General features: G+C 73.7%; 11 protein-coding genes. 6 read left to right on the top strand and 5 right to left on the bottom strand.

From position 1 onward, the window contains the following. Nucleotides 1-143 precede the first annotated feature (143 nt). Nucleotides 144-899 (bottom strand): precorrin-4 C(11)-methyltransferase, encoded by a 756-nt coding sequence (gene cobM, locus ACNYS0_RS21700; RefSeq protein ID WP_422475984.1) that lies wholly within the window; start codon nt 897-899, stop codon nt 144-146. Next, nucleotides 896-2,140, bottom strand: coding sequence for a precorrin-6y C5,15-methyltransferase (decarboxylating) subunit CbiE (gene cbiE / locus ACNYS0_RS21695; RefSeq protein WP_422475982.1), 1,245 nt, complete (start codon nt 2,138-2,140; stop codon nt 896-898). The genes cobM and cbiE overlap by 4 nt, the downstream gene beginning before the upstream one ends. Before the next feature lie 224 nt (nt 2,141-2,364). Here cbiE and ACNYS0_RS21690 point away from each other — a divergent pair, with 224 nt between their 5' ends. Further along, a complete protein-coding gene (locus tag ACNYS0_RS21690) occupies nt 2,365-4,200 on the top strand; it encodes a DUF6049 family protein (RefSeq protein WP_422475980.1) in 1,836 nt (611 codons plus the stop codon). Here the strand turns inward: ACNYS0_RS21690 and ACNYS0_RS21685 are convergent, their stop codons facing one another. Both ACNYS0_RS21685 and ACNYS0_RS21680 read right to left on the bottom strand, forming a co-directional pair. Beyond that, complete coding sequence (locus tag ACNYS0_RS21685) at nt 4,201-5,163, bottom strand: S8 family peptidase (protein ID WP_422475978.1); 963 nt, start codon at nt 5,161-5,163, stop codon at nt 4,201-4,203. Nucleotides 5,164-5,231: 68 nt separating this feature from the next. Continuing rightward, nucleotides 5,232-6,191, bottom strand: coding sequence for a LysR family transcriptional regulator (locus ACNYS0_RS21680; protein ID WP_422475976.1), 960 nt, complete (start codon nt 6,189-6,191; stop codon nt 5,232-5,234). A 101-nt stretch (nt 6,192-6,292) separates the two neighbouring features. Here ACNYS0_RS21680 and ACNYS0_RS21675 point away from each other — a divergent pair, with 101 nt between their 5' ends. The 5 genes from ACNYS0_RS21675 (at nt 6,293) to ACNYS0_RS21655 (ending at nt 12,135) form a co-directional block, all read left to right on the top strand. After that, nucleotides 6,293-7,531 carry an MFS transporter gene (locus tag ACNYS0_RS21675; RefSeq protein WP_422475974.1) on the top strand — a complete coding sequence of 413 codons (1,239 nt, stop codon included), beginning with the start codon at nt 6,293-6,295 and terminating at the stop codon, nt 7,529-7,531. Between the two features lie 59 nt (nt 7,532-7,590). After that, complete coding sequence (locus tag ACNYS0_RS21670) at nt 7,591-8,433, top strand: nucleotide-binding protein (RefSeq protein WP_422475972.1); 843 nt, start codon at nt 7,591-7,593, stop codon at nt 8,431-8,433. After that, nucleotides 8,433-9,257 carry a ParB/RepB/Spo0J family partition protein gene (locus ACNYS0_RS21665; protein WP_422475970.1) on the top strand — a complete coding sequence of 275 codons (825 nt, stop codon included), beginning with the start codon at nt 8,433-8,435 and terminating at the stop codon, nt 9,255-9,257. Before ACNYS0_RS21670 ends, ACNYS0_RS21665 begins: the two co-directional genes overlap by 1 nt. Nucleotides 9,258-9,385: 128 nt before the next feature. After that, nucleotides 9,386-10,729 (top strand): helix-turn-helix domain-containing protein, encoded by a 1,344-nt coding sequence (locus ACNYS0_RS21660; RefSeq protein WP_422482748.1) that lies wholly within the window; start codon nt 9,386-9,388, stop codon nt 10,727-10,729. Between the two features lie 71 nt (nt 10,730-10,800). Beyond that, nucleotides 10,801-12,135, top strand: coding sequence for a PP2C family protein-serine/threonine phosphatase (locus tag ACNYS0_RS21655; RefSeq protein ID WP_422475968.1), 1,335 nt, complete (start codon nt 10,801-10,803; stop codon nt 12,133-12,135). Here ACNYS0_RS21655 and ACNYS0_RS21650 read toward each other — a convergent pair. Beyond that, nucleotides 12,063-12,698 carry an NAD(P)-dependent oxidoreductase gene (locus ACNYS0_RS21650; RefSeq protein WP_422475966.1) on the bottom strand — a complete coding sequence of 212 codons (636 nt, stop codon included), beginning with the start codon at nt 12,696-12,698 and terminating at the stop codon, nt 12,063-12,065. The genes ACNYS0_RS21655 and ACNYS0_RS21650 overlap by 73 nt on opposite strands. Nucleotides 12,699-12,757: the final 59 nt, after the last annotated feature.

Raw genomic sequence — 12,757 nt, 5'->3', positions numbered from 1 at the left:
AGACCAATTCCGGGAGAGCGCCGGACACGCGCCCTCTTCGCGAAACGGACTAAAGAGCCATGTATCGCACAGCGGAGGGAATTCCTCCACCAAACGGCCCGTTGGCAATCTTGACCGGTTTTGAACGCCCCCTGCGCCTCTGGCTACGCCTGCGAACAGTCTCGGTCGCGCTCCGTCGAGTACAGGTGGCTGTCGCGGAACTGGGAGGCGCCCAGTGTGCGGCCCACGATGATGACGGCCGTGCGCAGCACGCCCGCACCCTTCACCTGGTCCGCGATGTCGGCGAGGGTGCCGCGCAGGACCAGTTCGTTCTCACGGCTGGCGTAGGCGACGACCGCCGCCGGGCAGTCCGCGCCGTAGTGCGGGAGCAGGTCGTCGACGATCCGGTCCACGTACCGCGCGCCCAGGTGCAGGACGAGCAGCGCCCCGCTCGCGCCGAGCGTCGCCAGGTCCTCGCCGGGAGGCATCGGCGTGGCCTGCTGGGCGATACGGGTCAGGATGACCGTCTGGCCGACCGTGGGCACCGTCAGTTCGCGCTTCAGCGCCGCTGCCGCCGCCGCGAACGCCGGGACCCCGGGCACCATCTCGTACGGAATGCCGAGCGCGTCCAGGCGCCGCATCTGCTCCGCCACGGCGGAGAACACCGACGGGTCGCCGGAGTGCAGGCGGGCCACGTCGTGCCCGGCCTCGTGCGCCGCGACGAACTCCCGCTCGATGGCGTCGAGATCGAGGTTGGCCGTGTCGATCAGCTTCGCGTCCGGCGGGCATTCGGCGAGGAGTTCGGCCGGGACCAGCGAACCCGCGTACAGGCACACCTGGCAGTCCGCGAGCGTGCGCGCGCCGCGGACCGTGATCAGGTCGGCGGCGCCGGGGCCCGCCCCGATGAAATAGACCGTCATGCCTGTCCAACCCCTGTCTTCGTTACGGACCATTGCGTGACCGGCATCGCCTGCCGCCACCCCGTGAAGCCGCCGACCGGCACCGCCTGCGCGACGGACAGCCTCACCAGCTCGCCGCCGTGGCTCCGGTACCGGGCGGCGAGCAGCGCCTCGGATTCGAGGGTGACCGTGTTGGCCACCAGGCGGCCGCCCGGCGCGAGCGCGTCCCAGCAGGCGTCGAGCAGGCCGGGGGCCGTGAGGCCGCCGCCGATGAACACGGCGTCGGGGGGCGGGAGTTCGGCCAGCGCCCCGGGTGCCGGGCCGGTGACGACGGCCAGGCCCGGGACCCCGAGCCGCGCCGCGTTCCGTTCGATGCGGGCCGCGCGCTCCGCGTCCCGTTCCACGGCGTACGCGCGGCAGGTCGGGTGCGTGCGCATCCACTCGATGCCGATCGAGCCCGAACCGCCGCCGATGTCCCACAGGAGTTCCCCGGGCGCGGGCGCGAGCGCGGCGAGGGTCGCGGCGCGCACGTGGCGCTTGGTGAGCTGGCCGTCGTTCTCATAGGCGGCGTCGGGCAGGCCCGGCGCGGCGCCGAGGCGCAGGGCGTCGGGGGCGCGGCGGCAGTCGACGGCGATCACGTTCAACGGGTCGCCTGCCGCGTGCGTCCAGTCCTCGGCCACCCCCTCGTACGAGGCCTCCTCCTCGGCGCCGAGGCGTTCGAGGACCGTGAGGCGGCTCGGCCCGAAGTCCCGGTCCGTCAGCAGCTTCGCGACCTCGGCGGGGGTGTCCGCGCCCGCGGAGAGGACGAGGACGCGGCGGCCGTGGTGCAGCGCGGCGGCGAGCCGGTCGGCCGGGCGGCCCACCAGCGTGACCACCTCGGTCTCCTCGACGGGCCACCCGAGGCGCGCGCAGGCGTACGACACGGAGGACGGGTGCGGCAGGACGTGCAGCGCGTCGGCGCCGACGGTTTCGACGAGCGTGCGGCCGACGCCGTAGAACATCGGGTCGCCGCTGGCCAGGACGGCGACGCGGCGTCCCGCGTGGCGCGCCAGGAGGCCGGGTACGGCGGGACGCAGCGGGGAGGGCCAAGGGATTCGTTCGCCGGGGCACTCCGGCGGGAGCAGGTCGAGTTGGCGGGGCCCGCCGATGACCGCGTCCGCGGCGCGAAGGACCTCGCGGGACACCTCCGGCAGGCCCGGCCAGCCGTCCGCGCCGATTCCGACGACGGTCACGGCCGGTATGGCGGGGTCGGGGGGAGTCACGGCCGATTACCTCAGGTGGGGGGCGTCAAGAACGTCAACGTCGAGGCCGCACTCTATCGGGCGACACCGGTGGGGCCGTTTAAGCCCCTGCGGCGATTGAGCAGCGGGGCCCGGGGCGGAGCCCCGAGGCGTGAGCGACGCGCCGCGCACACGCCCGGTCCCCCGTACCACCGCGGCCACCGTGTTACCTCAGAGCGATCGGCACCAGCGGGAGGCAGGACGACATGGCGGGATACGGGACGGCACGGGCCTGGGCCCTGACCGCCATGGTGGTCGGGGCCTCGGCCCTCCCCGGTACGACGCCGGAGGCATCCGCCGCGGAGGACCCCGCGCCGACCGCCGTCGTCTGGCCGGTGACCGCGACCCCGCACATGACGGCGGCCGCCCTCGGCTCCGGTGCGAACGCGAAGCCCGTCTTCGACGACGACTCGCTCGCCGGCCTGTTCGCCCCCGGCGGCCGGCTGCGCGAGGTCGTCGAGGCGGGCAAGGGCCGCGACGTCAGCTGGGTGCTCGACCCGGACGTGGTGATCGCCGCGCAGGAGATGTCCACCGGCTACCGCGTCGCGAAGGACAGCGAATCGGCCAGCCCGCAGGACACCACCGAGGGCACGGGGCAGGGCGCGGCCCGTACCTGGCTCAGCGCGCTGCGGGAGGCCGTCGAGGGCCGCGAGGTCTGGCTCCTCCCGTACGCCGACACGGACCTCGCCTCGCTCGCCCACCACCCCGGCACCGACACCGACGACCTCACGGAGGTCGTGTCCGGGCTCGCGGCCGACGCGAAGAAGCGGGTCGACCGGATCCTCGACACCAGGACCCGCTCCGGACTCGGCTGGCCCGCCGACGGCGCGCTCGACTCCGACGTGACCGCGCTCGGCGCGAAACTGGGCGTGACGCGGGTCCTTGCCTCGGGTCAGGGGCTCACGCCCGCGGACGCCGAACCGGTGACCCTGGGCAGCGGCGACGACGCGATGACGGCGCTGCCCTACGAGGCCGACCTCACGACCGCGCTCGGCCGCATCAAGGACCGGGCGCCCGACCCCACCCCTTCCGCATCACCTTCGCCCTCGCCCTCGGCCGACGACTCCACGGCGTCCCCGAGCCCGAGTCCGAGCATCTCCGCGAGCCCCGACACCGCGGGCAAGGCCACCGTCGAGCACATCACCGCGCTCCTGAAGGCGAACGCCCGCCCGGTCCTCGTACCGCCCCGCAATCTGTCGGGCACGGCCGCGGACGCGCTCGGTGCCGCCGTCGACGCAGGCACCGAGGACGGCTGGCTGGACCTCCAGGACCTGCGCGCGGCCGACGACGACCCGGTGAAGGGGCGGGCCGGGTCCCCGTCCGCGTACCCCTCGCGGCTGCGCGACAGCGAGTTGAGCCGGGACCAGCTGACCGACGCCGCGGGCGATCTGGACCGGCTCGCGACGCTCAGCAAGGTGCTCGCGGACCCGAAGGACACCACGGCGTCCGTGCACGCGGCGATGGCCCGCGCCCTGGCCACGGCCTGGCGGGCCGAGGGGGCCGACGACACGGCGCAGCGGACGTTCCAGGACCGTACGACGGACTTCCTGTCGACGTCGGTGAAGTCGCTGCGCCTGGTGCCGAAGACCACGGTCACCGTCACGTCGGGCGACGCCTCGATCCCGGTCACGGTCGACAACGCGTTGCAGCAGGAGGTCTCCGGGCTCGAACTGCGCGTCACGTCCAGCGACTCCGAGCGCCTCAAGGTCAACGACGACAAGATCGCGGTGTCGGCCGAGGGCTCGGCGAGCCACACCTCCCAGATCGACGTCACCGCGAAGGCCAACGGCAAGGCGCACCTGACGGCCCAGCTCTACACGACGAGCGACGGCAAGCCGTGGGGCGAGGAGATGACCTTCGAGGTCGACGTGACGTCGGTGTCGTCCGGGGCGATCGCCGTGGTGGCGGCGGGCGTCGGGCTCATCGTCCTGGCCGCGGTGTTCCGGATGCGCCAGATGCGCCGGCGCAACGGGACCGGGAACGGGAACGGCCAGGACGAAACCGGCCAGGACGAGAGCACGGGCAAGACCGACTCCGACTGATCACGAGTCCTTGTCCGCCTTCTTCACCGCCGCCTCCGCGTCCACGATGCCGAGGCCGAGCTTGGCGTTCTTCTTCGGGTTGACGGCCGTGTCCCGGATCGTGGAGATGATCTCGTCGGGGTCGAGCCCCTGGTGGTGCAGGAGCGCCGCGAGCGCGGAGACGTAGGGCGCCGCCATCGACGTGCCGGAGAGCTTTCCGTAGCCGGACGTGTCCTTCAGGGTCTCCTTCGTCTTGTACGTCGGCAGCGTCGAGAGGATGTCCTCGCCGGGGGCCGAGACCGCCTGCTCCGCGCCGAAGTTGGAGAAGTCGGCCGCCGTGCCCTTCTCGGTGCTCGCGCCGACGACCAGCACCGGCGTCCGCACCTTGTACGGCTGGGTGTCCGCGCCGTCGTTGCCCGCCGCGGCGACGACCACCGCGCCCTTGTCGTGGGCGTGCTGGATGGCCTGGTTGAGGATGCCGCCCTGGAGCAGCTTCGTCATCAGGACGCCCTCGCCGAGCGAGAGATTGATGACGTCGGCGCCGTGGTCGGCGGCCCAGACGATGCCCTTGGTGATGTTGCCGTTGGAGCCGGAGCCGTTCGCCCCGAGTACGCGTACCGGCATGATCTTGGCGCCCGGGGCGCCGCCCGCGACGCCGACGCCGTTGTCGGTGTGGGCGGCGGCGATGCCGGAGACGTGGGTGCCGTGGCCGTTGAGGTCCTTGGGGTCGTCGTCGCCGTCGACGAAGTCGGTGCCGTCGACGAGCCTGCCCTTGAGGTCGGGGTGGTCGGTGGCGACGCCGGAGTCGACGACGGCGATCACCGTGTCGTCGCCCTTCGACGTGTCCCAGGCGGCCGGCAGTTTCATCGCGTCGAGGGCCCACTGGTCCTTCCGCATGGGGTCCGGCTTGCTGTCGTCCCCACAAGCGGTCAGGAGCAGCAGACTGGCGACGGTGGCGGCGACGAGCGGTGTACGGATGCGCATGATCCGAGCCTGCGGGCCTTCTCCGCCTCACGCATGTGGTGGCCAGCCGTGTGGGCTACCGCCGCGGCTCACCGCGCCCAGTGGGGCATCCAGAAGTCGTCCGGGCCGCCGTCCTCCTGACGCTCGTACCGGTCCGTCAGATAGGTACGCAGCGCCGCGAGACCGGGGTGCCGGTTGTCGGCCCGCCACAGCAGCGACAGCGGGTAGCGCGGCGTCGGACGGCGTACCGGGACGAAGCGCAGCTCGATGTCGGCGGGGCGGGTGAGCGGGGTGCGGGTGCCCATGATGGTCGCCACGTCGTCCGCCGCCGCGACCGTCCGCAGCAGGTGGCCGCCGCCGAACGTGGTGCCGCCGACGTCGATGGTGAGACCGAAGGCGCGCTCCAACTCCTCGTAGTACGCGGCCCATTCGCTGCCCTTGGCCATGCCGGGCATCCAGATCCGGTGCCCGGCCAGCTCGGCGGGCGTGACCTCGGCCCGGTCCGCGAGAGGGTGCGCCGCGCCGGTGACGAGGATGGCCGGCTCGTCGATGACACGGGCGCTGCGCACCTCGCGCGGCAGCCGGTCCTCGGGCACCGCGCGCGTCCAGAACGCGGCGTCGACGCCCCCTTCCCGTACGGACGCGAGCGCGGCGGGACCGCCGTGGCCGAGGGCGACGACGTCGAGCGGGAGGTGCGGGTGGGCCTGGTGGAAGTCCTGTACGACCCCGTTGGTGATCACGTTGGCGCCGAGCACGTCCACGCGCAGCGGGCGACCGCCGCCGCGCACGGAGTCGGCGGCCCGCTCGGCGGCGGCGAGCAGCTCCCGGGCGTGCGGCAGGAAGGTCTCGCCGTCGAGGGTGAGCCGGGCGCCGCGCGGGGTGCGGGTGAACAGGCGTGCGCCGAGCTCCCGCTCCAGGGCGGCGACGCGCTTGGAGGCGGCCTGCTGGGTGATGCCGAGCTCGGCGGCGGCGATCTGGATCTGGCCCTCGTCGGCGACGGCGACGAAGGTGCGTACGTTCTGGAGGTCCACGGGGTGCACGCGGTCCATACAACCATTGGTTGTGCGACTGCGGGTGCCGGTTGTTTGCCGCGGCGCGCCGTCCGGGGCTTGTATCTCCTGGTCGGAGGGCGGAGACGGGAGGGCGCGACATGCGGCTCGGACGGGATTTCGGGTGGCTGTGGGCCGCCTTCGCGGTGAGCACCGCGGGTTCGTGGCTCGCGCTCGACGCGTTCCAGCTGGTCGCCGTCCTCGCGCTGGACAGCGGCGCCGCGCAGGTCTCGTTCCTGGCGGCCGCCGGGCTCGCGATGGGCGCGCTGCTCGCGGTGCCGCTCGGGCCGTGGATCGAGTTCCGGCGCAAGCGGCCGGTGATGATCCTCGCGGACCTGGTGCGCTGCGCGGCCCTGCTCACGCTGCCCGCCGCGTACGCCCTCGACGCGCTCACCTTCACGCAACTCGTCCTGGTCTCCGTGGTGGTGGCCGCCGCCGACATCGTGTTCCGGGCGGCGAGCGGCGCCCACCTCAAGGCGCTCGTGCCCGCCGAGGGCCTGCTGCCCGCCAACGCCCGCTTCGAGGCGACGCAGTGGACCGCCACGGCCGTCGGGCCGCCGCTCGGCGGCGCGCTCATCGGCGCGTTCGGGCCGCTCACGACGGTCCTGGTGGACGCGGCGAGCTACGTCCTGTCGGCGGCCGGCGTGCGCGCCGTCCGCGCCCCCGAGCCGCGGCCCGCGAGCAGCCCGAACGGCGGCGGGTTCGGCGCGGCCGACATCGCCGAGGGCTGGCGCCACGTGTGGCGGCAGCCGCGGCTGCGCGCCCTGTTCCTCAACAGCAGCCTGGTGAACGCCCTGATCATGGTGGGCTCCCCGCTCATGGCGGTGCTGCTCCTCGACGACCTGGGCCTCGCCCCCTGGCAGTACGGCCTGGTCTTCGGGGTCCCGTGCCTGGGCGGTCTCGCCGGCTCCCGGCTCACCGGGCCGCTGGTGCGGCGGTACGGGGAGCGGCGGGTGCTCCTGGTGAGCGGGGCGGCCCGGGCGTGCTGGCCGATCGGGCTCGCGTTCGTGGGGCCCGGTCTCGCGGGGATGCTCGTGGTGATCCTCGTGGAGTTCGGCCTCATCACGTGCTCCGCCGTCTTCGGCCCGGTCATGGCGGCCGAGCGGCTGCGCCTGACGGACGACGACCGGGTGGCCCGGGTGCTGTCCGCGTGGACGGTCACCCAGCGCGCCGTCACGGCCGTACTGACGCTGACGTGGGGCGCGTTCGCGGCACTGATCGGTACGCGCGGGGCGCTCGCGCTCGCCGGAGTGCTGCTGCTCGCGACGCCCCTGCTGCTGCGCGGCCTGCGCTCCCCGGCGTGTGCACCCCGCCCCGCGGCGCCCGCACTGCCAGAGTGACCACGAACAACCGCCCCAAATGCACCGGATGGTCCGGTTCAGGGAGTTAGGGAGCTTTCGTGGCACACGTACACGTGATCCTCAATCAGAAGGGCGGCGTGGGAAAGTCCACGCTCGCCGTGAACCTCGCGGCCGTCACCGCCGACGTGCTCGGCGCGGGCGCCCCCGACGCCGAACGCCCGCCCGTCGTCGCCGTCTCCATCGACCCGCAGGGCTCGGCCGTGTGGTGGTCGGAGCGGGTCGGCGACGGCCTCCCCTTCGACTTCGTGCAGGCCCACGACGACCTCTCGGGGCTCGCCGCGCTCTCCCGGATCCCGTCCGCCGAGCACGTCTTCGTCGACACCCCGGGCTGGCTCGACCTCGCCGACGACGACGGCGACGACCCCCTCGGCAAGGGCGCGGCCGCCGACGCCCTGCGCGCGGTGCTCTCCAACGCCACCGACGTCATCGTCCCCATCGAGCCGGAGCCGCTCGGCTTCCAGCCCACGCAGCGCACCGTGGAGCGCGTCGTGAAGCCGCGCGGGCTGCCCTTCCGCGTGGTCATCAACAACTGGGACCCGCGCGACGGCAAGGCCGACCTGGTGCAGACCCGCAAGTTCGTCGAGGCGCAGGACTGGCCGCTCGCGCGCACCGTCGTACGCCACTACAAGCTGCACACGCGGGCCAGCGCGGACGGCCTGGTCGTCACGCAGTACGGCGCCAACCGGGTCGCGCTCCAGGCCCGCGAGGACTTCTTCCGGCTCGCCCTGGAGGTCGGCCTCGCGGCGATCCCGGCCCCGACCCGCAGCAAGAAGTCCTCCCGTACGAAGCCGGCCGCGAAGACCGCCACGGCCGCCAAGCCCGCCAAGACCGCTGCGGCCGCCAAGACTGCCAAGCCCGCGAAGAAGAAGGTGAACAGCTGATGGGGCGCCGTACCGACCTGTCCTCGCTCCTGTCCTCCGAGAAGGCCGCCGCCGAGGAGCAGGCCGCGGCGCCCGCCCAGCGCAGACGCCCCGACACGAAGCCGCTGACCGTCCCGATCGGCGACCTCACCGAGAACCCGGACAACCCGCGCCACGAGCTGCGCGACCTCGACGGGCTCGCCGAGACGGTCCGCGAACGCGGCGTCCTCCAGGCCCTCGGCGTCGTCTCCGCCGCCGTCTTCCTCGCCGCGCGCCCGCACCACAAGGAGGCCGTGGGCGAGGCCCCGTACGTCGTCCTGCACGGCCACCGGCGGCTCGCGGCGGCCAGGATGGCGGGCCTCGATGAGGTTCCGGTCCTGGTCAGGGACGATGCGACGCGTTCCGACGAGGACGCGCTGATCGAGAACGTGCAGCGCGACGACCTCACGGAACTGGAGCAGGCCCAGGCCATCCAGGGCCTGATCACCTCCTACGGCTACTCGCAGCGCCAGGTCGCCGCCCGGATCGGCAAGACGCAGGGCTTCATCTCGCAGCGCCTGTCCCTGATGAAGCTGCGCGAGGACATCCAGGAGGCCCTCGCCGACGGCCGCGTCTCCATCGAGGACGCCCGCCGGATCGCCCGCCTCCCGAAGGAGGAGCAGGTGCTCCCCGGCGAGCCGGATGCCGCCGCGACCGTCCCGGCCGCCCGCAAGGAGAAGCGCGGTCGCGATTACGGCGTAATCAAGATCGACAGCCGGGGGACCCCGGACGATGTGGTCGAGGCGCTGCGCCGGCATCTGGCCCCCGCCACCCTCGACCGGATCATCGAACTGCTCGGCCGATAGTCGCCCGTGTCGTCGATGCGGTCGCCGTGGTCGCTTACCGTGGCCCCGTGCTCGAAGTGCCGACCGTGCCGACCTTGCCGTCCACGAACCTGACCCCGCAGCCGCCCGCCGAGGCCGTCGCCCCGCTGATGCGCGGCCTCGACGTGCTGCGGAGCCTCACGGACGCCGAGCACGCGGGGAACGCGCCCGGCACGCTCGCCCTCGCCGACCTCGCCCGGGCCACGGGCCTGGCCCGCTCCACGGTCGACCGGATCTGCGCGACCCTCGCCCACCTGGGCTTCGTCCGCCTCGACGGACGCGACGCCGCGCTCGCCCCGCCCCTGATGACCGTCGCCAACGCCTGCCTGGACGCGCTGCGGGTGCCGGGCCTCCTCGGCCCCCTCGCCGACGAACTGGCCGACGAACTCGACGAATCCGTCTCCCTCGCGGTCCCCGACGGCGACGACATCCGCTTCGTCCACCAGGTGCTGCGCAGGCGCGCCCTGTCCATCAGCTTCCGGGTGGGCGACTCCCTGCCGGGGGGCGGGTGTGCGCCGGGGTTGGTGTTCCGGGACGGGTTGCCGCTGGCGGTGGACGACCAGTTGGTGGAGCCGGGGCTCGTGGCGGTGGCGGTTCCCGTACAGGGTCCCGACGGTTCCGTGGTCTGCGCACTGAGCGTGGTGAGCCATACGAGCCGCCACACGGCGGAGGAACTGCCGACGGCTGTACGCGAGGCCTTGGACAAGTCCGTACGAGCGATGGAATCGGTGCTGGCAAATCAAGCCCCTGCGGCGATTGAGCAGCGGGGTCCGGGGCAGAGCCCCGCGACCGAGGAAACGTCACCCGCAACAATCCAGTCGCTTGCCAGAGGCCTCACCGTGCTCACGGCCTTCGACGCCGCCCACCCCGAACTGACCCTCGCCCAGGTCGCCGCCCGCACGGGCCTGGCCCGTGCAACGGCCCGCCGCGCCCTCATCACCTACGAACACCTCGGCTACGTCACCCACGAGCACCGCAGGTACACGCTCACCCCCCGCGTCCTCGCCCTCGGCTGCGCGCCCCTGTCCCGCACCACGCTCCCCCGCATCGCCGCACCGCACCTCGCGGCCCTGTCGAAGCGGCTCGGCGAATCCGTCGGCCTGTCGGTGCCGGACGGCGCGGCCGTGCGGTGCACCGCACGCGTGACGCCGCGCCGGGTCATGAGCGTCGACATCGGCGTCGGCTCCCGGCTGCCCGCCGCGGACACGGCCGCCGGGCTGCTGCTGCGGGACGGCGGGGAGCTCGCCGTGGCCGACGGGCCCGAGGCCGGACTGCGCTCCGTCGCCGTGCCGGTGCGGGACCGGGCGGGCCGCGTGGTGTCCGCGCTCGACGTCACCGCGCACCAGGGGCGCGGTGACGACGCCGCGTGGGCGGCGGAGCTCACCGCGGCCGCGGAGCGCATCGCGGCGGACCTGCACGTGACGTCGCGCTTCGTGACCGTCCCCGTGCACTGAGACCCGGATCTCACCCGCGTACGGACCTTCGTCCCTACTCCGCACGACGAATGACACGCATTCTCGACGTGATGACATCTCGTGGCTCGAGCGGCTTCCACTCCTCGATCCGTGGCGCGGTCCCTTCCGACTCCCGCCCCACGGGCGGCTGGCGTGCCGTGGTGCTGCTCGTCGCGGTGATGGCGCTGATCATCACCACCCTCGACGTCGCGACGCCCGCCGACTTCCGGGCACGCGCCCTGCTCGGCCTCGTGCCGATCATGGTGGCGCTGCTCGCCCCCGTGTCCGTCACGGCCGTCGTGACCGGGCTGCTGATCTGCGTCTACATCGGGCTCCAGGCCGTGGCGCCGCTGCCGACCAGCGGCAGCTGGGCCGTGCTCGGGCCGCTGATGATCGGCACCGGCGGCCTGCTCGGCGTGCTGATCGCACGCCGCAGGGAGGAGCAGCGGGCCCGCGTCCAGGCCCTCACGGACATCGCCGAGGCCACGCAGCGCGCGGTGATGCGCGGACTGCCCGAGCGCTTCGAGGACCTGCGCATCGCCGACTACTACCAGCCCGCCGCCCGCGCGGCCCGGGTCGGCGGCGACTGGTACGACTTCCAGCCCTCGCCGTACGGGGTGCGCGCCGTGCTCGGCGACGTCAGCGGAAAGGGCCTGCCCGCGGTGTCCGCATCGGCGTGGCTGCTCGGCGCGTTCCGGGAGGCGGCGTACCACGAGGAGCGGATCGAGGAGGTGGCCAGGCGCCTGGAGATCGCCATGCAGCGCTACAGCGCCTGGACCCGGCTCACCGACGAAGAGGGCCTCACGGACGCGTTCTCCACCGGCCTGCTGCTGCACTTCCCGCCGACGGCCCCCGAGTCCGTCGACATCGTCAACTTCGGGCACGAGCCGCCGCTGGTCGTCACCGCGGACGGCCGTGTGCGCACCCCCGAGCTCCCGGCCGGGCTCCCCCTCGGCATGGGGACGCTGGGCGCGGCGGCGCCGGGCACGGCCCGGCTGCCCTTCGGGGTCGGGGACACGCTGATCCTCTTCACCGACGGTGTGACCGAGTGCCGCGACGCGGGCGGCACCTTCTACCCCGTGCGCGAGCGGCTGCCGCGCCTGGTGTCGCCGGACGCCGCGCAGGAGCCGCCCGAGGCGCTCCTCGGCCGCCTCGCGGAGGATCTGCGCGCGCACCGGTACGGGCCGCCGAGCGACGACGCGGCGATCACCGTGATCCGCAGGACCGCGGAGCGCGCGCCGTATCAGAACGAGGCGGACGCCGAGCTGTACGAGTACCGGCCGAAGGGGAAGGAAAAGGAGCCCGCCGGCGCCGCCGTTCGGGGGGCGCCCGCTCAGTACGCGACCGACATGCGCTTCCTGGAGTGCGCGTCGCGCTCGATCTCGTCGACGAAGGCCAGCGCGTAGTCCTCGGCGCTGATCCGGCTCTGGCCGTCCGCGTCCTGCATCAGCCGGTCCCCGCCGATCCGGAACTCCTCGGTGCGCTCCCCCGGTGCGATCTCCGCGGCGGGCGAGATGTACGTCCAGTCCAGGTCGTCGACCGTGCGCAGATAGTCGAGCACGTCCCGGTGCGCGAGCGCCTCGCCGCGGTACGCGTCGGGGAATCCCGGCTGGTCCACGAGCGCCTCGCCGGGCGCGACCTCCAGGCTGCCCGCGCCGCCGACCACCACGAGCCGCGCGACCCCGGACCCGCGCACCCCGGCGACCAGCGCCTGATTGAGCGACAGGAACGGCTTGACCGGGTCGGATCCGTCGCGCGGCGGCGCGAGGGCGGAGGCCACGGCGTCGTGCCCGCCCGCGAGTTCCGTCAGCCGCTGCACATCGGAGACGTCCGCCGCCGCGGCCGTGACTCCGGCGACGGGCACGTCGCCGGAGCGGCTGACGGCGGTCACGCTGTGGCCGCGGCCCAGTGCCTCGGCGGCGATACGGCTGCCGACCATGCCGGTGGCGCCCAGGAGCAGGATGTTCATGGGGTCAGCGAAACACGGTGCGGCACCGCGCGCATGTTGCGAAGGGCGGGCCACGAGAG

It is taken from the genome of Streptomyces anthophorae, from assembly GCF_049310305.1.
In the GTDB taxonomy this organism is placed as follows: domain Bacteria; phylum Actinomycetota; class Actinomycetes; order Streptomycetales; family Streptomycetaceae; genus Streptomyces.
Note: the sequence above shows the minus strand (reverse complement) of the source record. Positions and strands in the feature narration are given on the sequence as shown.

Excerpts from the sequence above, each read along its gene's own strand:
- ACNYS0_RS21665 (WP_422475970.1), top strand. The coding sequence starts at position 8,433 with ATGGGGCGCCGTACCGACCTGTCCTCGCTCCTGTCCTCCGAGAAGGCC.
- ACNYS0_RS21675 (WP_422475974.1), top strand. The coding sequence starts at position 6,293 with ATGCGGCTCGGACGGGATTTCGGGTGGCTGTGGGCCGCCTTCGCGGTG.
- ACNYS0_RS21685 (WP_422475978.1), bottom strand. The coding sequence starts at position 5,163 with ATGCGCATCCGTACACCGCTCGTCGCCGCCACCGTCGCCAGTCTGCTG.
- ACNYS0_RS21660 (WP_422482748.1), top strand. The coding sequence starts at position 9,386 with ATGCGCGGCCTCGACGTGCTGCGGAGCCTCACGGACGCCGAGCACGCG.
- ACNYS0_RS21690 (WP_422475980.1), top strand. The coding sequence starts at position 2,365 with ATGGCGGGATACGGGACGGCACGGGCCTGGGCCCTGACCGCCATGGTG.
- ACNYS0_RS21680 (WP_422475976.1), bottom strand. The coding sequence starts at position 6,191 with ATGGACCGCGTGCACCCCGTGGACCTCCAGAACGTACGCACCTTCGTC.
- cobM (WP_422475984.1), bottom strand. The coding sequence starts at position 899 with ATGACGGTCTATTTCATCGGGGCGGGCCCCGGCGCCGCCGACCTGATC.
- ACNYS0_RS21650 (WP_422475966.1), bottom strand. The coding sequence starts at position 12,698 with ATGAACATCCTGCTCCTGGGCGCCACCGGCATGGTCGGCAGCCGTATC.
- ACNYS0_RS21655 (WP_422475968.1), top strand. The coding sequence starts at position 10,801 with ATGACATCTCGTGGCTCGAGCGGCTTCCACTCCTCGATCCGTGGCGCG.